The organism is Yoonia sp. MH D7 (genome assembly GCF_054439475.1).
In genome coordinates, this window is record NZ_JBTJCF010000001.1 from 1869628 (window position 1) to 1889939 (window position 20312).

15 protein-coding genes are annotated in these 20312 nt (G+C 55.4%); 4 read left to right on the forward strand and 11 right to left on the reverse strand.

Annotation, left to right across the window (positions count from 1 at the left end):
• Nucleotides 1-26 precede the first annotated feature (26 nt).
• Nucleotides 27-1820: an autotransporter assembly complex protein TamA gene (locus tag ACXLHR_RS09135; protein ID WP_458791150.1), complete on the forward strand. Its 1794-nt coding sequence runs from the start codon at nt 27-29 to the stop codon at nt 1818-1820.
• Nucleotides 1817-6070 carry a translocation/assembly module TamB domain-containing protein gene (locus ACXLHR_RS09140; RefSeq protein WP_458791151.1) on the forward strand — a complete coding sequence of 1418 codons (4254 nt, stop codon included), beginning with the start codon at nt 1817-1819 and terminating at the stop codon, nt 6068-6070. The genes ACXLHR_RS09135 and ACXLHR_RS09140 overlap by 4 nt, the downstream gene beginning before the upstream one ends.
• On the opposite strand, the gene ACXLHR_RS09145 is transcribed toward ACXLHR_RS09140, so the two are convergent.
• The 5 genes from ACXLHR_RS09145 to ACXLHR_RS09165 form a co-directional block, all read right to left on the reverse strand.
• Nucleotides 6067-7077 carry an oligopeptide/dipeptide ABC transporter ATP-binding protein gene (locus ACXLHR_RS09145; protein WP_458791152.1) on the reverse strand — a complete coding sequence of 337 codons (1011 nt, stop codon included), beginning with the start codon at nt 7075-7077 and terminating at the stop codon, nt 6067-6069. The genes ACXLHR_RS09140 and ACXLHR_RS09145 overlap by 4 nt on opposite strands.
• Nucleotides 7077-8048 carry an oligopeptide/dipeptide ABC transporter ATP-binding protein gene (locus ACXLHR_RS09150; RefSeq protein ID WP_458791153.1) on the reverse strand — a complete coding sequence of 324 codons (972 nt, stop codon included), beginning with the start codon at nt 8046-8048 and terminating at the stop codon, nt 7077-7079. The genes ACXLHR_RS09145 and ACXLHR_RS09150 overlap by 1 nt, the downstream gene beginning before the upstream one ends.
• Before the next feature lies 1 nt (nt 8049).
• On the reverse strand, nt 8050-8976 hold the full coding sequence (locus tag ACXLHR_RS09155; protein WP_458791154.1) for an ABC transporter permease subunit: 927 nt from the start codon (nt 8974-8976) through the stop codon (nt 8050-8052).
• Nucleotides 8977-8992: 16 nt separating this feature from the next.
• Entirely contained in the window at nt 8993-9916 is a 924-nt protein-coding gene (oppB, locus tag ACXLHR_RS09160; protein WP_458791155.1) for an oligopeptide ABC transporter permease OppB, read from the reverse strand.
• 72 nt (nt 9917-9988) lie between these two features.
• Nucleotides 9989-11626, reverse strand: coding sequence for a peptide ABC transporter substrate-binding protein (locus ACXLHR_RS09165; protein WP_458791156.1), 1638 nt, complete (start codon nt 11624-11626; stop codon nt 9989-9991).
• A gap of 208 nt (nt 11627-11834) precedes the next feature.
• Here ACXLHR_RS09165 and ACXLHR_RS09170 point away from each other — a divergent pair, with 208 nt between their 5' ends.
• The gene (locus ACXLHR_RS09170; protein WP_458791157.1) at nt 11835-12398 is read left to right on the forward strand and encodes a hemerythrin domain-containing protein; all 564 of its coding nucleotides are present in this window, start codon (nt 11835-11837) and stop codon (nt 12396-12398) included.
• Between the two features lie 8 nt (nt 12399-12406).
• Here ACXLHR_RS09170 and acs read toward each other — a convergent pair whose 3' ends face one another.
• A complete protein-coding gene (acs, locus tag ACXLHR_RS09175) occupies nt 12407-14362 on the reverse strand; it encodes an acetate--CoA ligase (protein ID WP_458791158.1) in 1956 nt (651 codons plus the stop codon).
• A 276-nt stretch (nt 14363-14638) separates the two neighbouring features.
• Between acs and ACXLHR_RS09180 the strand changes: the two genes are divergently transcribed.
• A complete protein-coding gene (locus ACXLHR_RS09180) occupies nt 14639-15304 on the forward strand; it encodes a hypothetical protein (RefSeq protein WP_458791159.1) in 666 nt (221 codons plus the stop codon).
• Here ACXLHR_RS09180 and ACXLHR_RS09185 read toward each other — a convergent pair.
• The 5 genes from ACXLHR_RS09185 to ACXLHR_RS09205 all read right to left on the reverse strand — a co-directional run bounded on the left by ACXLHR_RS09185 (nt 15301) and on the right by ACXLHR_RS09205 (nt 20223).
• Nucleotides 15301-15681: a DUF3995 domain-containing protein gene (locus ACXLHR_RS09185; protein WP_458792515.1), complete on the reverse strand. Its 381-nt coding sequence runs from the start codon at nt 15679-15681 to the stop codon at nt 15301-15303. The two genes, ACXLHR_RS09180 and ACXLHR_RS09185, sit on opposite strands and share 4 nt — an antisense overlap.
• Before the next feature lie 100 nt (nt 15682-15781).
• Nucleotides 15782-16108 carry a hypothetical protein gene (locus ACXLHR_RS09190; protein ID WP_458791160.1) on the reverse strand — a complete coding sequence of 109 codons (327 nt, stop codon included), beginning with the start codon at nt 16106-16108 and terminating at the stop codon, nt 15782-15784.
• Between the two features lie 49 nt (nt 16109-16157).
• Complete coding sequence (locus ACXLHR_RS09195) at nt 16158-18071, reverse strand: glycosyl hydrolase family 28-related protein (protein ID WP_458791161.1); 1914 nt, start codon at nt 18069-18071, stop codon at nt 16158-16160.
• A 123-nt stretch (nt 18072-18194) separates the two neighbouring features.
• Complete coding sequence (locus ACXLHR_RS09200) at nt 18195-18590, reverse strand: DUF4864 domain-containing protein (RefSeq protein ID WP_458791162.1); 396 nt, start codon at nt 18588-18590, stop codon at nt 18195-18197.
• A 64-nt stretch (nt 18591-18654) separates the two neighbouring features.
• The gene (locus ACXLHR_RS09205) at nt 18655-20223 is read right to left on the reverse strand and encodes a lysine--tRNA ligase (RefSeq protein ID WP_458791163.1); all 1569 of its coding nucleotides are present in this window, start codon (nt 20221-20223) and stop codon (nt 18655-18657) included.
• Nucleotides 20224-20312 lie beyond the last annotated feature (89 nt).

Sequence of the window (20312 nt, forward strand, 5' to 3'; positions counted from 1 at the left end):
TGTAGTCGCGATGAAGGGGGCCATCTGTGCGCAATTCTATGAGCTTGTTGGCGATGCTGATTGCCTTGCCGACGGCGGGTTTGACACAGGATGTCACCTTGGATGTTATCGGCGAAGATGAAGCCATAACAGATGCGTTGCGAAGTGCATCATTATCGCTGTCACTACTACCCGAAGACGAGCCCGATACGCAGGATTATGTTGCGGCGGCGCGTGCGGATTATCGCAGGTTAATCACCGCGCTTTATGCGCAGGGGCATTATTCCGGCACGGTTTCAATTCTGGTTGACGGGCGCGAGGCCTCGCAGATTGCGCCGCTTGACGCACCTGCCAGTATCAATTCGGTTGCGATGCGTGTTGATCCAGGACCTGCGTTTACGTTTGGGCGTGCCGAGCTTGCGCCTGTACCGCCTACGGCGGAACTGGAAGAGCGTTTTGCGACGGGCCAGCCCGCCAAATCGCAAGTGATTACCCAAGCGGTGTCGCGCGCTGTTGATGCCTGGCGCGAGACCGGTCACGCCAAGGCCACAGCGGGCGACCAGCAGATCACGGCGGTGCATCCGGAACGCCGTTTGGATGTGGCAGTCGCCATTGCCCCCGGCCCGCGTCTGACCTTTGGTACTTTGACAATTTCGGGCGAAGTGGATGTGCGTGAGGCGCGCATTCGTAAGATTGCAGGGCTTCCAGAGGGCGAAGTTTATGATCCGCAAGCGCTAGAAGATGCCGAGCGTCGTTTGCGCGCGACCGGTGCATTTGACAGTGTCGCCGCTGTCGAGTCCGATACGATTGGACCCAATGATACGTTGCCCATTGAATTGCAGGTTGTTGAAAGCAAGCCGCGTCGTTTTGGTTTCGGGTTAGAGCTGTCGTCGATTGAGGGCTTGAAAGTGTCATCATATTGGATGCATCGCAACTTTATGAGTGGTGCGGAGCGGTTTCGGGTTGATAGCGAGATTTCCGGAATTGGCGGTGAAACTGGTGGCGTTGATTACCGGCTGGGTGCGCGTTTCGAGCGTCCTGCGGTTTATGGGGCGCTGACGGATTTCTTTGCAAGTGCCGAGCTAAGCCGTCAGGACGAGCCTGATTATTTGCAAGACAAAGTCGCCTTTGAGGTGGGTCTGACCCGTCCGATCGGCCGTGATTTGACGGCCACGCAGGGGATCGGGATTTTGGCCGCGCGTGAGAAAACACCGCTGGGGTCGCGCGAGTATACCCTATTTACCCTGCCATTCTCGACCACATTGGAACGCCGTGACGAACCGACCGACGCGAAAAGCGGTTATTATATCAACGCGCAGCTGACCCCTTATATCGACATCGAAACGGGTGATTATGGTGGCCGTGTTTATGCCGATGCCCGGGCGTATCGCAGTTTTGGTGAAGACGATAAAATCACGATTGCTGCGCGGGGGCGTTTGGGGACGGTTTTGGGTGGCGATCTGGATTTGACGCCTGCCGACTACCTGTTTTATTCGGGTGGCGGCGGTTCGGTGCGCGGTCAGGCGTATAACTCGCTAGGCATTACCCGCACGGTTGGCGGCGTGACTGTCGAGACCGGTGGCCTGTCCTATGCGGGTGCGCAGCTAGAGGCCCGTTATGCGGTGACCGACAAAATCGGCGTGGTCGGGTTTTACGACTTTGGACAAATCGGTGCTGATGCAGGCTTTGCCGGATCTGCGCAATGGCATGCGGGTGCGGGGATCGGTGCGCGCTATAACACGGGCATCGGGCCGATCCGGTTGGATATCGGCACCCCTGCGAGTGGCGATGACATCGCTGAAAAGGTCGAAGTCTATGTCGGGATCGGGCAATCATTTTGAAGCATTATATTCTTTCAGCCGCACTTGTTCTTGCACCGGTGTCCGTTGTGGCCCAGTCCCAAGAGGACGTTGATAAGGGGTATTTGACGACCCTGATCGAGGACAATTTATCGGGCGATACGCGCGCGGTGAATATTGTGGGGTTCGAGGGTGCGCTGAGTTCTGCGGCGTCGATCAAGTCACTGACGGTGTCTGATGCGGATGGTATCTGGTTGACGCTGGAAGATGTGGTTCTGGACTGGAACAGGTCGGCGCTATTGCGCGGGCAGATCGATGTAAGTGAATTGAGTGCCGCGCGAATTATCGTTGCGCGTGCGCCGATTGGTGATGCAACGGCGCTGCCCACGGCGGAGGCAAAACCGTTTAGCCTGCCAGAGCTGCCTGTTGGTATCACGCTGGACGCGTTGAATATCGAAGAAATCATCCTTGGCGAGACATTTCTGGGCGAAGAACTGCGCGTGAGCCTGACGGGCAGTGCCGCGCTGTCGGGTGGCGAGGGTGTGGCGAATATTGTGGCCACGCGGCTGGGCGACAAGACGGGTCTATTTGAAATTGACGGCGCGTTCACCAATGCCGACCGTGCGCTGTCGCTAAAGTTGGGTCTGGAAGAAGGTCCTGGCGGGGTTGCTGCGACATTGCTGGATTTACCCGGTCGTCCCTCGACAAAGCTGTTGATTGAAGGTGCGGCGCCGCTGTCTGATTACGCCGCGAACATCGCCCTAGCGACAGATGGGCAGGACCGTATCACGGGCGAATTTGTGCTGCGCACCGAAGCCGACGGACAGCGTGTCAAACTGGATATTGGCGGTGATGTGACGCCGTTGTTTGCGCCTGAATATCAGGATTTCTTTGGGGATGCGGTGCAGTTGAATGTCGATGCGCTGACGTCTCCGGATGCGCAGATCCAGTTGGAAACCTTTAATCTGCAAGCGAAATCCTTGAATTTGCAGGGCAGTGCCGAGATCGGTTCAAAGGGCTGGCCTGCCCGTTTGAACCTGACGGGCGAGATTAAATCCGGCGATGGTGAGGTGGTATTGCTGCCGCTTTCGGGGCCAAAAACCTATGTCGATGATGTGACGATTGATTTGCAATACGATGCGGCGGTGTCCACCGACTGGACGACTGCATTCGAGATCAACGGCTTTGACCGCCCTGGTCTGTTTATGAGCGAGATCGCGTTGTCTGGCGGCGGTATTCTGGTGCAGGGCGAGGGTGATGCGCGCGGCGAAGTGACTGCGGATCTGACCTATCAGGTTAACGGGTTGGAGCTGGACGATGCGGGTGCGGCGCAGGCGTTCGGGGATCGTATTTCGGGTGTCGTGCAGGCTGCGCGGTCCGAGGGCAGCGCCACGCAGCTTACCAGCTTTACGCTGAATGGTCCGGGATTAGAGGTTGTTGCAGATGCGACGATTGAAGGTCCGAAAGAGGGACTGCGCACCCAAAGTAATATCTTGTTAACCGTTGACGCGTTGCAACGGTTTTCCAGTCTTGCGGGACGTGAACTTGCAGGTTCGGGTGTTTTGGCGATTGCCAGTGCGATCACACCGTTGGACGGTTTATTTGACGTGATTTTGACTGGCACCACGGATGATCTGGCGATTGGCGTACCTCAACTGGACGCAGTTTTTACCGGACGTGGGACGATTTCGGCAGCGGCAGTGCGCGACACTGACGGCACAAGGTTGGAAGCGTTTAATATCACGACCGGAACTGCCGATCTGACGGCGACTGCCGATCTAACCAGCCTGGACAGTTCGGCGCAGTTTGATTTTAACGTCTCGGAACTGTCGCTGATTGATCCAAAGCTAAGCGGTCCTGCAACGCTGCGTGGCAATGCAGCACGTGATGCGACGGGTAGCACGACCATTGACGTCGACGGCACCGCCAAGGATACGGTGCTGGCGATTTTGGCCGAGATCACGCCGACGGACGACGGGCAGACGGTCAGTTTGGATGCCAATGCGCAGATTGCGGATCTTCGCAACTATGCCACTCTTGCGGCGCGTGATCTGGCGGGAGCTGTGGCGCTGGATGTCGAGGCTGTCATCCTTGGTGATGCGCAACGGTTCACAGCCAAAGTGAATGGCACGACCCGCAATCTGGCGATCGGTGTGCAGCAGGTTGATCCGTTGTTACGCAGCGACGGGGTGCTTGCCTTAGAGATCACGCGAAGCGGTTTGGACCAGTTCATTTTGAATGCGCTAGATGTGCGCACAGATACCACCACGATTACAGCGAGCGGACGTGGCGGTGTATCGGGAGCGGCTGCGCTGGATCTGACGGCGCAAATTACCGATGCCGCAGTCTTGGGTCAGGGATTGCGCGGTCCGGTGACAGCGGTGGTAAACGTCGCGCGTGACGAGACCGAAAACGGTGATGTCTCGATGCGGTTGACTGGTCCGGAAACCGATGTGTCGTTATTGGGAAAATTCGATCCAGCATTGAAGTTTACAGGTGCGTTGAATGCAAGTGTGGCTAATCTCGCGACCTATCAAAGCCTGATCGGACAACCGGTGTCGGGCGGTATCTCTGCGCGGATTGCCGGCAGTGTCGTACCTGATTTATCGGCGTTTGATGCAGAGATTTCGGCCCAGACCACGAACCTCGCGGTTGGCAATCCTATTGCTGATATCTTGCTTACGGGGAATGGTCGGTTGAACGGTACTGCGGTTTTAGATGCGGGATCGTTGCGCATTGACGGGCTAGAGGTGTCGACTGCCAATTTAAACCTGTCTGGTGATTTGGGCGGGCAAGCGGGTGCAGGCCGTGGTGCGTTTGAAGCACGGTTGCGCGATGTGGGCGTTTTGACGGACCAACTATCCGGTCCTGTGACTGCGACCGGCACCGCCTCTCTGGCGGCCGACGGGAGCTGGGGGCTTGACGCGCGTGCAACAGGACCGGGTGGTATTACTGCGCAAGCGGCGGGCCGGATCGGGGCTGGTGGGCAACTGGATATAACTACATCGGGCAGTGCGCCGCTTGGCCTTGCCAATACCTTGATCGAGCCGCGCCGCCTTTCGGGGACAGCGGCCTATGACCTTTCAATCAACGGGCCTGCGGCATTGAGTTCTGTCTCGGGGCGGGTTGATTTGCGCAATGCTATATTGACCGCACCCACCTTGGCCCAAGGTTTAGAGAACATTGCCGGTGGCATCACACTGCGCGATGGCAATGCCAATCTGGACATTATGGGTGACGTAAAATCAGGCGGTGGGATTGCAGTTTCCGGACCGGTTTCGTTGAGCGGGCAGTATGTAGCGGATCTGTCTTTGGCGCTGAATGATGTTGTGATCAAGGATCCAGAGCTTTACAAAACCACGCTGTCGGGGGGGATTACGATGCGTGGTCCTTTGACGGGTGGCGCTATAGTGGCGGGAACGATCGACCTTGGGCAAACCGATATTTCGGTACCATCTTCTGGTGTCGGATCTTTGGGTGATTTGCCAAATGTGACCCATATCGGTGCGCCGAATGCCGTTCAACAGACGCTGAATAACGCGGGAATTTCGGTGTCAGGCGCGCAGTCGACAAACGCTACCACAACCGCCCGCCCCTATCCGTTGGATATTGTGATCAATGCGCCATCGCGGATTTTCATTCGCGGACGTGGCTTGGATGTTGAATTGGGCGGCAGTTTGCGCATTGGTGGCACGTCGCAAAACATCGTGCCAACGGGGCTGTTTGAACTGGTCCGTGGCCGTTTGAGTATTTTGCAGCAGCGGTTCGAGTTAACCGAAGGCAGTGCCACGATGCAGGGCGATTTTGTGCCTTATATCCGGCTGGTGGCGACAACCGAGGCGCGCACAGGCACCAAGATCGACATCATTGTTGAAGGCCCTGCGACAGAGCCGGAGGTGAGCTTTGTTTCTGTGCCGTCATTGCCGCAAGACGAGGTGCTGTCGCAATTGATTTTCGGTCGGGATCTGGAAAGCATCAGCCCGTTGCAGGCCGTGCAACTCGCCGCAGCGGTTGGGACCTTGGCAGGTCGTGGCGGCGGCGGGTTGATCGATAATTTCCGCGCAGGCATCGGGCTTGATGATTTTGACGTCACCACGGATGACGAGGGCAATGCCGCCGTGAGTGCCGGTAAGTACCTGTCGGAAAACGTCTATACCGATGTGACCGTCTCGAGTGACGGATCGACCGAGATCAACCTGAACCTTGATGTAACCGAAGAAGTTACCGCCAAAGGCACGGTCGGTGCGGACGGCGAAACCAGTATCGGGATTTTCTTCGAGCGTGATTATTAACCTGCTTTTGTGCGGATGACCTGTGCGGGCTCGTGGTAGGGGCAAGCGACAAAATGGCGGTCGCCGAGGTCGATCATCGGCGGGCGTTCCACTGCACAGGATGGCTGAACCTTGGGGCAACGGGTGCGGAAAACACACCCTGACGGTGGTGCGAGGGGGGATGGCAGTTCCCCTTCGAGGATTGGCCTGATGCGCGCTTTTTCAAGCTGCGGATCGGGGATCGGCACGGATGAAATCAACGCTTGAGTGTAGGGATGTTCGGGGGCTGTGGTCAGTTTGGCGGCACTTGCGACTTCCATCTGGCGGCCAAGATACATCACGATGATGCGGTCACTGATGTGTTTCACGACAGAGAGGTCATGCGCGATGAAGATCATCGAGAGACCAAGATCGCGTTGCAGTTCCATCAGCAGGTTCACGACTTGGGCTTGCACAGAGACATCGAGTGCGGACACCGGTTCGTCGCAGATCAGTAGTTTGGGTTTGAGGATCAGGGCGCGCGCGATGCCTATGCGTTGGCATTGACCGCCCGAGAATTCGTGCGGGTAGCGGTTAACCAGATTGGGCAATAGCCCGACCCGTTCCATCAGGGCCGCTGTCCGTTCTTTGACTTCTTTACGCGGGGTGTTTGGTTCATGTGTGACCAAGGGTTCGGCGATGATATCGCCTACTGTCATGCGGGGATTGAGTGCGGCGAGCGGATCTTGGAAGATCATTTGCACGTCGCGGCGGTGCACGCGGCGCGCGCGGGTGTCCATATTGGCGAGGTCCGCGCCCTCGAACAGGATTTGCCCGTTGGACGATGGCACGGTGCCTACGATGGCGCGCGCGAGGGTGGATTTACCCGAGCCGCTTTCGCCCACAACACCGAGGCATTCGCCTGCATTAATGTCGAACGACATTTTGGACACGGCGTGCAGTTTTTGTGCGGGGGTCCAAGGCCAAGCGCCTTGTTTGCGCACATCAAAAGTGACGGAGAGGTCGCGCACAGACAGGATGGTGGACATTATGCGACCTCCGAGATCGGCAGATGGCAGGCGCGGCGGCGGCCATCCGGAGTGGTTTCCAAGGGGGGGCGCACGGACGGGCAGCGATCAAGGATCACTTGGGCGCAGCGCGGCGAGAACGGGCAGCCGACGGGCAGATTGGACATGTCGGGCGGCTCGCCTGCGATGGTGGCGAGTGATGTATCGTCGCGGTCAAGGCGCGGCACGGCGCGCAACAGGCCACGGGTGTAGGGGTGGGTCGGGGTATCGAAAACTTCCTCGGTGGTGCCTTCTTCCATGATCTGGCCGCCGTACATCACAAGGGTCCGGTCGCAGAAACCCGCAACAACGCCGAGATCGTGGGTGATCAGGATGATGGCGGTGCCAAAATCGGTGCGGATGTCGGACAGTACCTGCATGATTTGGGCTTGTACGGTCACGTCTAGGGCTGTTGTCGGCTCGTCAGCAATCAGAAGTTTGGGACGGCAGAGCAGTGACATTGCGATCATGATCCGTTGGCGCATGCCCCCTGAAAATTCATGCGGAAACGAGCGGATGCGGTTGGCGGCGTCGGGAATACGCACGGCGTCTAGCATACGCACGGACTCGGCCACGGCCTGTTTTTTCGACATGCCTTTATGCAGGGTCAGGACTTCGGCCATTTGGTCGCTGATGCGCAAATAGGGGTTCAGAGAGGTCATCGGATCTTGGAAGATCATGCCGATTTGTTGGCTACGGACTTTGTTGAGTTGTTTGGGTGAGAGGCCCAAGAGTTCCTTGCCATCGAATTTGACCGAGCCTGTGGCCGCGCCATTGCGCGCCAAAAGGCCCATTGTGGCAAAGGCAGTTTGGCTTTTGCCAGAGCCGCTTTCGCCGACAATCGCAAGTGTTTCACCGGCGTCGATATTCAAGGATAATCCGTTGACGGCATTCACGTCGCCGTCGCCGGTTTTGAAAGTGACTTTCAGGTTGTCGATTTCGAGAAGGCTCATATCAGCGGTCCTTTGGGTCGAGGGCATCGCGCAAGCCGTCGCCTACAAAAAAGAATGCGAAGATGGTCACGACAAAGAAGAAAAGCGGGAAGGCGATTTGCCAAAGGGTGCCGTATTGCATGGTCCCTGCCCCTTCGTTGATCAGCGCGCCAAGCGAGGTGTTGGGTTCTTGTACGCCCAGACCGAGAAAACTGATGAAGCTTTCAAAGATGATCATGTTTGGTACGAGCAAGGTTGCGTAGACGATCACGATGCCCAGCAGGTTTGGCACGATATGGCGCAGGATGATTTTAATCGGGTGGACACCTGTTGCAACCGCAACTTCGACAAATTCCTTGTTCTTGATGGTGAGGGTCTGGCCGCGTGCGATACGTGCCATGTCGAGCCATGAGATCAGGCCGATGCCGAGGAACAGCATGAATATCGAGCGTCCGAAAATTACCAGCATCAGGATCAGCACAAACATAAACGGGATCGACATCAGCACATCGACGATACGCATCATGATCCCGTCAACCCGTCCGCCAAAATACCCGGCGGTGGCCCCGTATAGTGTGCCGACGACCACGGCCACCATCGCGCCCACGATACCAACCATCAACGAGATACCTGTGCCTTGAACGACCCGCGCATAAAGGTCACGGCCAGAGTTATCAGTGCCGAAATAGTGGCCGGTCTCGACCGATGGCACGCCCATATGCGCATTGCGCCCCATCAACGAGAAGTCAACGAAATCGCGTTCGTGCTGCGCCAAAAATCCGCCAAGCAGGGCAAATGCGCCGATCAGTAAAAGCACGACCAGCGAGACAACGGCAGCCTTGTTGCGCATGAACCGCGAGCGTGCATCGGCCCATAATGAACGGCCTCTGATCGCTGAGGCGTCGATGGCGTGGGCAACGCCTTCCATGGATTTGGAGGTGGGAAGCATGGGGATCTTCCTTTCACTAATAGCGGATTTTCGGGTCGATCCATGCGTAAAGCACATCCACCAGAAGGTTGAAGAAAATGGTCAATGCACCCACCAGAATGGTGATCCCCATCATGACCGAATAGTCGCGGGTGAAAGCAGAGTTCACAAAAAACGTGCCGATACCGCCCGTCGAGAAAAAACTGTCGATGACGACCGAGCCTGTGATCATACCGACGAAGGCAGGTCCGAGATAAGACAGGACAGGCAGCATCGCGGGCTTCATTGCGTGTTTCCAGATAACACGGCGCATGGGCAGGCCCTTGGCTTGGGCTGTGCGAATGAAGTTGGTGTTGAGGACCTCTAACATTGACGATCGGGTGATGCGCGCGATGGAGGCCATATATGACGTCGAAAGTGCAATCACCGGCATGACGAGGTAGGGCCATTGCCCGCCGTTCCAGCCACCGCCGGGCAACCATCCAAGCCAGAGGGTGAAGGTCAACAGCAGGATCGGGGCCATGACAAAGTTCGGCAAGACCTGCGCGCCGACCGAGATACCAACGGCCAGATAATCGAGCCACGAGTTTTGTTTGATCGCTGCGGCAACGCCAAGGCTAACGCCTGCAACAATGGCCACGACAAAGGCAATCGACCCGTAGGTGAGTGTCACGGGGAAGCCTTGAGCGATAATATCGTTGACCGAGCGATCTTTGTATTTGAACGAGGGGCCAAAGTCGAAATGGAACACAACACCCACGATGTAGTCGTAAATCCGTTTCCAGAACGGTTGGTCCAGCCCGTATTTTGCCTCGATATTGGCGAGTACTTCGGGGGGCAAGGGGCGCTCGGAATTGAACGGGCCGCCGGGAGCTGCATACATCAGAATAAACGAAATTATGACGAGGATCAGCAACGTCGGGACGGCAATCAAAAGCCGCCGTGCTACAAAGCTATACATATTAGGGTCCAGGCTGTCAGCAAATGGTGCCGCGCGCCAAGGATATGGCGCGCGGCGAAGGTCGCTTAAAGCTTATTCACCGGCTACGCGGTAGAGGTCTTTTGAGTACCAGTTTTGCTGGAAGTTCTCGTAGGCCCAACCTTTGACGGTGCCGCGCAGCATATAATCAGCCGAATAGTGGTAGATCGGGATGATTGGCGTATCGCGTGCGATAAACTCTTCTACTTTTGTGTAGTCTGCCTGCGGATCGTCCGCGGTTTTAGCAGCGGCCAGAAGCGCGTCAACGTCGGGGTTGTTATATTTGGCATCGTTGTAGCCCGATGCGGATTGCATCAGATCAAGGAAGGTGGACGCCTCGTTATAGTCCGCACACCATGCGCCGCGTGCAAGCTCATAGTCCTGATTGCCGCGTGTTTCCAGGAACACTTGCCATTCTTCGTTGCCAAGTTCGGTGCTCACACCCAAGGTTTGTTTCCACATCTGGCTGACCGCAATCGCGATGTTTTTGTGGCTGTCGGATGTGTTGAAGATCAGTTTAACGGACAATGGGTTGTCAGAGCCGTAGCCCGCGGCCTCCATCAATTGCGCCGCCTCTTCGTTGCGTGCGGATTGCTCCATTGACGCCATTGGGATGTCTGGCGTTTCAAAGCCGGCAGTTGCCCAATGCGTAAATGTGTAGGCCGCTTTTTGGCCGCCAGCCAGCACGTTGTCCACGATCACATCACGGTCAACCGCCAAAGACAAAGCCTTGCGCACGTTCGGATCTTGCAGCGCAGGGTTGCCTGTATCGGTCATGTTGACCGTGTAATAGTAGGAACAGGCTTCCGGCACCGACATGATATCGTCGGGGTTCGCGGCTTCCAACGCAGGGAATTGCCCCACAGGCACATGGGTGCGGTCGAGTTCACCCGCAAGGAAGCGTGTCAGTGCCACGTTTTCATCGTTGATAATCAGCGACGTGGTTTTTTCGATGATGGTGTTTTCGTTGTCCCAATATTGCGCGTTGCGCGTCCGCACCAAACGTTCTTGCGGGACGTGTTCGGACAGGACGTAGGCGCCGTTAGAGACCATATTGCCCGGCTTGGTCCAGTCAGAGCCGAATTCTTCGATCACTGCCTGTGGCACGGGGAATGTGGTGTAGTGAACGACCATCTGCGGAAAATATGGCAGCGGTTTGCTAAGTGTCACGACAAGCGTCAGGTCGTCGGTTGCGGTCACGCCCAGTTCTGAGGTGTCCATATCGCCCGCGATGACGGCTGCGGCATTCTCAAGGCTCATCAACTCGATATACCAGCTATAGGGCGATGCGAGTTCAGGTGAGGCAGCGCGTTTCCATGCATATTCAAAGTCGCCCGCAGTCACAGGTTCTCCGTTGGACCATTTTGCGTTGTCGCGCAGGGTGAATGTGTAGGTCAGCTTGTCGTCGGACACGGTGTAGCCTGTAGCCACGCCCGGAACGAGGTTACCTTCGCCGTCCTGGTTCATCAGGCCCTCAAACAGGTCGCGCAGGATATCGCCGCCAGCCACATCTTCGGCGACGCCTGGATCAATGGACGGGCTTTCGTCCAGATCGCGGTAGGTGAAGGTCTGATCGGTCGCAAGCGCTTCACCGGTTTCAGGGTGGGTTGCATGGCTATCGGCAAAAGCTGCGGTGGCGCCCAAAAGCAGAATGGCTGCGGTTGATGCTTTCAAAGTTGATTTCAGTGTCATGAATAACTCCCGTTTCTGAGTGCCGTTTACGGCTCTCGTTTCTTTTGTCTCATGCGCAATCGAGGCGCTGATGTCTCATAGTTTGACCGATACGAGAAAATGGCAAGCTCAATTTCTAGTTGACCTAACGGAATTTCGCGAAACGCCGAGGTATTGTTTTATGCGAGTGTGATAAAATGGTGTAGCATGCTAAAAACGGGACCTTAAAATGACATCGACCTCCCTGCATGACCGTCACGGCCTGCCTGATGCACTGCGTGTGTTATTGGCCGAATATCCGCGCGCGCAGTGGGACCGTGATCCGGGATTTGACGGATTGATCCGGTTTTGGCTGGACCGGCATTTGATGTTTCGCAGGCTGGTGGACGAGATGCAGAAAGATGCGCAAACCTTTATCGATGGCGAGTTTGATACCGGTCAATATGCACAGCGATTATCGCGCTTTGGTGACATGTTTGTGTCGGGCCTGCACGAGCATCATACGATTGAGGACACCCATTACTTCCCCAAGCTGGCGAGTTTGGACCCGCGCATTGAAGGTGGTTTTGCAATTCTGGACCGTGACCATCATGACATCGATGCCCGGCTGAACGATTTTGTAGGCAGTGCCAATGACGTGCTGAATACCCGCGACAACCGGCCTGCGATGCGGGATGCAGCCGGTATTTTTGAAACGGAACTGGGCGGATTAGAGCGGTTGCTAGACCGTCATTTAAATGACGAGGAAGAGTTGATCGTCCCCGTCATTTTAAAGTTTGGTCCGCCCGAGTAGACATCTGCCTAGATGCGGTTCATCCGGTTTTCGATCAGCTCTTCAACCACAGATGGATCGGCAAGCGTCGAGATATCACCCATTGCGTCAAAATCATTTTCCGCAATTTTGCGCAGAATGCGGCGCATGATTTTGCCAGAACGGGTTTTTGGCAAGCCAGGCGCCCATTGGATCAGATCGGGCTTAGCAATCGGCCCAATCTCGCTCCGCACCCAATTTTCAAGCTCTTTGCGCAGCTCTTCTGTCGGTTCCTGATTGTTCATCAAGGTGACATAGGCGTAGATGCCCTGCCCTTTCAAGGTATGCGGATAACCCACAACGGCAGCCTCGGCGACGGCGACATGCGCCACAAGCGCGCTTTCGACTTCCGCCGTGCCCATGCGGTGGCCAGAAACGTTGATCACATCGTCCACGCGACCTGTGATCCAGTAATAGCCGTCCGCATCGCGCCGGCATCCGTCGCCGGTAAAATAGTAGCCTTTGTAATCCGAGAAATACGTCTTCTCGAACCGCTCGTGATCGCCCCAGACGGTGCGCATTTGTCCCGGCCAGCTTGACTTGATGCAAAGCACCCCTTCGATGCCGTCCTCATGTAACTCTTCGCCAGTTGTGGGTTCCAGCACAACAGGTTCAACCCCAAAGAACGGGAGCGTGGCGGATCCCGGTTTGGTCGCGGTAGCACCGGGCAGCGGGGTCAGCAGATGACCGCCGGTTTCCGTTTGCCACCATGTGTCAACAATCGGACATTTGCCTCCGCCCACGACCTCATTATACCAGTTCCATGCTTCGGGATTGATCGGCTCGCCGACGGTGCCAAGGATGCGCAAATCGGACAGATCATGTTTTTCAACAAAGCTGTTCCCCTGCCCCATCAAAGCCCGCAAAGCCGTGGGCGCCGTGTAGAACTGGTTGACCTTATGTTTGGCGCAGACTTCCCAAAAACGACCTGCGTCGGGGTAGGTTGGCACGCCTTCGAACATCAATGTGGTGCCGCCGTTGGCCAGCGGACCGTAGACGATATAGCTGTGGCCCGTGACCCAGCCCACGTCAGCCGTGCACCAGTAGATGTCGCCCTGCTTGTAGTCGAACGTGTATTCGTGGGTCATTGCCGCGTAAACGAGATAGCCGCCAGAGGTATGAACCACGCCTTTAGGTTGACCGGTGGAACCGGATGTATAGAGAATAAAGAGCGGGTCTTCTGCGTTGACTTCGGTCGGCGGGCAGTCGTTTGACGCCGCAGCAGAGAGCGCGTTGTAGTCAAAATCACGACCTTCGGTCCATGTGGTTTGTGCGCCTGTGCGTTTGACCACCAGACATTTCACGCGGTCGTCGCAGTGTAGTAGTGCGGTATCAGCGTTTGATTTCAAAGGCGTGGCACGTCCACCGCGTGGAGCGTGGTCTGCGGTAATCAGAACTTTTGCGCCGCAGCCGTTGATCCGCGCGCCCAGCGCATCGGGGCTAAACCCTGCAAAAACAATCGAATGAATCGCACCAAGACGCGCGCAGGCAAGCATCGCATAAGCGGCTTCTGGAATCATCGGGAGATACAGGATCACGCGGTCGCCTTTGGTCACGCCCATATCTTTGAGGACGTTGGCCATGCGACTGGTTTTGTCGTGCAACTCTTTGTAGCTGATGTGCAGTGCATCGTCGTCAGGGCTGTCGGGTTCCCAGATGATTGCGGTCTGGTCGCCGCGTGTCGCGAGGTGTCGATCAATGCAATTGGCCGCGACGTTTAACGTGCCATCCTCGAACCATTTAATGGCGACTTGCCCCAGCGTAAAGTCAGCCGATTTAACCTTGGTAAACGGCTTGATCCAGTCAATTCGTTTGCCATGCTCGGCCCAGAACGTATTCGGGTGAGCAATAGACGCCGCATACATCGCATCATAAGCCGCCTTATCGACATGTGCGTTTGCTGCCATATCTGCGGATGGCGGGTATAGTTTTGTGGTATCTGACATGTCGGTCCCCCCGATAACAATGCTGTTTTATAGGGCTGTGATGCCCCTATATCACGCTACTCTTACCTCCAAAAGCAGCCCCTTGCGCGCATCATGTGAGGTTTGCGCGTGATTTCCAAGCCTATGCAGCATGTTGATCGGTGAATTTTGTAAATATATCACGTCACCAGATGCGGTTTTGTAAAATTATTAACACCGCAAAGGGTGTTAATCAGTATTAACTGAGCATTAACCAAATTCTGCCAGCAAAGAGTAGCAATAACTTCATGGTGCCGCATGTTAGTCAAACTGACACTGATCTTATCTCTTTGCTGGGCGTCTGAAACAGTTGCTGGTGCCTGGCCGCGTGAAAAGGGCGAAATTTTCATCGCAGCAGGCGGTAACTTTTTACTGTCCGATGGCGCAAAGCTACCGGTGCATTACGACCCGACCCTTTATGCCGAATATGGCATGTCTGAGCGCGTCACATTGGGACTAGATTTACACACGGCCGACGCGGGGCGGATTGGTACAATGTTCCTGTTCGCAAGCTTTCCGATTGGTGACATCGAGACGCGCGACAAACTCGCAGCAAGCCTCGCGTTTGGCACGCGCGCCGATGCGATCAATCCCACCGATACCCTGCTACGCGGCGGGCTGTCATGGGGGCGTGGGCTGGATACGGGTTGGTTGTCTGTTGATGCAACAGCAACTTACGGGACCGGTGAACGCACGTTTCGCCCCAAGATAGATCTGACGTGGGGGCATCAGTGGGGTGCACAATGGACGACAACAGTGCAACTTCAAACCGGTCAGGGGTTCACAAATGACTATTATGCCAAGCTTGCGCCTTCGGTTATTTATAGTTTCAACGACCGCGTGAAACTACATCTTGGCGCTGTGCATGCGTTAACCGGCGACCGTGGGTCCGCGCTAAAGCTGGAAACATGGATGAGATTCTAGCCTGCGACGACAATCCCGATGCCAAACCCCAAGGCCAGACATGTGGGGCCATAGATCCACCTGTCCAGTGATGCAAAAGGTTGTTGCGGTGTCATCCTGCGCCAGACCGGCATCCATGCAAGCAGACCGCGCCCGATGAAAACCAGCGCACTGCTCCATAAAACAAGGTCACGCACTGCATTTGGTGATGCTTTCAGCGCAAAGATCACCACGATAAGTGCCGCAGACACCAGCGCACAGGGGATCGGTCCGGGCATACGTGTCGCATCAGCTGCGCCGACAACACAGCGGACAAGACGTTCTTCGTTGCGGATCGGAAACCAGAATCCCGCCCCCCAAAGCGCATGAAGCGCGGAAACGATCGCAAGAATCGTCACCAATATGTTCACCAGAATCGCCATACCCCAGCATAGACGGAACCGCGCAAACAAAAAGGGGCGTCACTGCGCCCCTTTTCTTATTCAGTAACGTTACATGCTATAGCGGGTTATCCATGCGCACAATGTAGCGCACCTTGCCTTTCACGGCAGTCGCCCAGTTAAACTTCAGGTAACGCAGTCCGGTGCCTTGGCCGGTTGTCACAGACGGCGCCAGATATTCCTGACCGTTGCCTGTATTGCGCAGATCACCATCAACCGTAACCGATTCCACATATCGCGCGCGCCCCTCAAACGGCAGATGTGGCGATGTATTCGCCGTCCACGTCGATGCAGCAGTGAGCTGTTCATGCTCTAGCGACGCAGGGTTTAACACAGCCTCCGAAACACCATGGAACAAATTCCCGCTGAAATTCACGACACGCATGCGTGAAAACTCCAAATCTGAAAAAGTCGTATCAACCTTTTCCACGCGATCAATAAAGCCGTTGATCGCGCGAAATACGTTCCCAATAACCGAAAGTCCGTGAATGAAATGCCCAACGCCATAGGCGTTTTATCACGATAAATTTAAACGAACTCGCAACATTGGAGGCAAAGAAAATGTTGTTAGCAATCGTCATCCCGCCAAATGAAAATTGCGCGCCCAAAGCAGGCTCCGCACTATGTTCATTGGTCCATTCAAGAAAGTTGTTGTCGATATAGTTACCGTTAATCGATGTCGCAGGGTTCGGAGAGGTGATCACAATGCCACCCGTCCGCACACCATTTTGCTGCGTATCCCCTTGGAACCAATGGTTACCAGTGATCAGCGACTGCCCACCGGCGATGACCGCAAAGTGTCGGAACATCATGACGCGGTTGTCACGAATTTTCACATCGTTTGCATTGGTGTTCATTGCAATCGAGGTGCGCGATTGTACGTTAAGTGCTGTTTCATTGGAATTGAACTGGCAGCGATCAACCATCATCCCCTGACACCCGGTCCCGATAGACGTCAGCCCGCGGTCCTTGGGTTTGGTGAAAAAACAGTCGCGGACCTGAAAGGTGATCCCGCTCGACGCCAGCATCACGCCGCTGGCAAAACCGTTACCTTGGAACTCGATATCGTCCAAAACAAACTGGCTCAAACTCTCGAAGCCGCTAAAGTCCAACAGATATTTGAACCGCTTAAACGTGAAATTCTGTGTGCCAGCCGCATCGTAAAGCGGCGCGCTCAGATAGACGATCTTTGCACCAATATTGCGACCGCTGACATAGATTTCGCGCCCGACACCTGCCCCCGTGACCAAAGCCCCGACAGGCACATTTGCCACGTTAACCACATTTGTCAGCCGCGTCGGGTTCGAGGTTGCATAAGTGCCCAACGACGTCACGGTCGTTGTGTCCCAATTCGCCGAGGTTTCCGCCTGAAACTGACCATTGCGAATGACACGCCGCGTCGCATAACTGGTCCGGCTCGGATCAGCGGCTTGCATATCAACCGGCCCCGACAGCGAAATCCGCCGTCCGCACAGATCCAGCGACTCGTGATCTGCAAAATTCAACAGCGCCTGAAACGCCTTTTTGAACGCGGTTGTTTCGTCACCAAACGCATTCAAATAACTTTCAAAATTGAACCCTTTTTGCAGGATAAACCGTTTGTCAGCAGATTGCGTGATCGTGCCTTCGAACTGGACCTTGCTCTCCATGGTCACATCTTGGGCCAGCTTAAAAACACCACCCGACACAAGCACAACGCGCCCGTTCGCCGCCGCATCAGCCGCTTCAAACGCAGCGCTATCATCTGTCGCGCCGTTGCCTTTGGCGCCGTAGTCGCGCACATCAACCATCGACATCATGTCGCGCACAAACACGTTGGTCACGTCTTCGATAACGATATCATCAACCCGCACCAAACCACCGCTTGGGCCTGTCAGGTCGATACCAAAATGGCCGTAAGATATGCCGTTCCAGACCATATCCACGCCAGTGCGGTCGGCTGTCGCAATAATCGCCGTAATTTCAACAGCCTCGCCGTAAGTGGTCAATTGCGTGCTAGCTCCAACCTCGACCACACCTGTCGCATGTGACCCGCCGGGCAAGCCGGCCCAACCTGCGATACGCACAGATGGCATCGGGCCCGCCACCGCCTTGACCTTGGCGCGCACCTGTAGGTAACAGCCCTTCAGTATCGGGGTCTCGCCCATATAGCGGACTTTGGCCACGGTCGCGGATTTCAACACCTCCAGACACCCTGCAAAATCCTGATCTGCCGAGACATAAACGCCATTCCCGCTGACCGCATAAGTGTCAGACCCCGGCGTGCCATCACCGCTGGACCAAATCCCCAAGCCCGATGAGAATGGCAGTGGCGCAAAGACGACCCCGTCAGTAATCGCTTTATTCATGAATAACCCTTTCCAGAAATCTGTGCAAAGTGGTCCGGAAATCTGCCGGAGCCTCTGAGCTAGGGGTATCCTTCAAGCGTAAATCTGTTCTGACCCCACCGTCACGGTGGGACCGCAACGATGTTATGCACCTGCCTGCGGGGCGGGCAATATAGCGACGCCGTCAATCTGCCAGCCCGCACCCTCTGGGATCATCCTATACTCCAAAATATAAGGAATGCCCTGCGCGTCACGCATTAACATGCGCTGATAAATGCTACCCTCGACCGTACGCCGGTCAAGAAACTGCACAAAATCGTTGTCCCACACCATCGGATAGCCACGCGCAACCATAGCGCCAAAATTTTCGGATGTACCAAATAGTTGCTGGATCATCGGACTGGCAAAAGAAAACGCCTTGTCCGCGTCACGCGCGTTAAATGCGTCCAATTGGCTGGTTATCACGTCTTCCAACGGGTCGGCATCTGCGGCTCCCGTCGTTAATCCGACGGCCAGAATAATAGCAAAAATCCGCGTCATTGGTGCCTCCAACCTGATCTACATTATAATAGATACGGTCAAAGACACCGAATAGTTTCGATAATTACGCAGAAGCCAGTTGCGCCTCGATCAGGGCAACAGACTCGTCAACGCCGTAAAGTGCGATGAAACCGCCAAAACGGGGACCTTGGCTGGCGCCTAACAACACCTCGTAAAGCGCTGTGAACCAGTCACGCAGCGGCTCGAACCCATGCTCTTTGCCAACCGCGAATACCATCGACTGCAACGCTTCTGCGTCCAACCCGCCGTCCCAAACCTTCAAACGGGCCACCAAATCAACCATCGCCGCACGTTCTTGATCATTTGGCGCACGGAACACTTTGGTCGGCTTCACAAAGTCATTGTAATAGCGCACCGCAAATTCGGCAGCCTGATCCATCTGCGGGTTCGTCGCCGCTGACGCCTCTGGCGCATAGCGCTGGATAAAGCCCCAAAGCGTATCCTTGTCCTCGGCCCCTGATACAGACGCCAAATTCAACAGCATCGCAAAAGGCACAACCATATCTGACGCAGGTACATCTGCGCCGTGAATATGAAACACAGGGTTGTTCAACTTGCCTGCATCGTCTTGGGTCGGATAGGCGCGCAACTGCTGATGATACTCGTCCACCGCCTTCGGGATCACATCAAAATGCATCCGCTTGGCGGTCTTCGGCTTCAAATACATGAAGTAAGACAGCGATTCAGTCGAGGCATAGGTCAGCCATTCATCAATCGTCAAACCATTGCCCGATGTTTTGGAAATCTTGCGGCCTTCGGCATCCAAGAACAACTCATAGGTGAAATGCTCTGGCGCGCGGCCACCCAAAACACGGCAAATGCCATCGTAAATAGGCGTGTTGGTCGCATGGTCCTTGCCATACATCTCGAAATCAACATCCAAAGCAGCCCAGCGCGCGCCAAAATCCGGCTTCCACTGCAACTTGCAATTGCCGCCCGTCACAGACAGAGTCACCTCGGTGCCGTCCACATCATCAAACGTAATCATGCCGTCTTTGGTCACCGACTTCATCGGCACATAAAGCACCTGACCAGTTGTCGGGCTCAGCGGCAAAAAGATAGAATAGGTCTCGGCACGCTCTTCACGCAACGACTTCAACATAATCGCCATAATATCATCGTAACGCTCGGCACAGCGCAGCAAAATATCGTCCATCTTGCCCGCTTTGTAATAAGCAGTTGAACTCGCAAATTCATACTCGAACCCGAAGGTATCCAAGAACGAATTTAACTTGGCATTCATATGATCGCCAAAGCTGGCGTGGGTGCCAAACGGATCAGGCACTGCCGTCAACGGTTGCTGCATAAAGGGCTTAAGCGCCTCGGGATCAGGCACATTGCCCGGAATTTTACGCATCCCGTCCATGTCATCGGAAAAACACAGCAATTTTGTCGGAATGTCGGAAATAATTTCAAACGCACGGCGCACCATCGTGGTGCGGCTGACCTCGCCAAACGTGCCGATATGTGGTAAACCCGACGGACCGTAGCCTGTTTCAAACAAGACATACCCCTTCTCGGGCGCCTTTTTTTCATACCGTTTGAGCAGACGGCGGGCTTCTTCAAAGGGCCAGGCCTTGGAATTCATCGCAGCGTCACGCAAATTGGTCATGATATCTCTCAACAGTTAAAATGGCGCCCCAATGACAACCATCCTCGCCCTCCCTATTGTGCAGTGGCCTAGGCGTCAATAAATCGGTA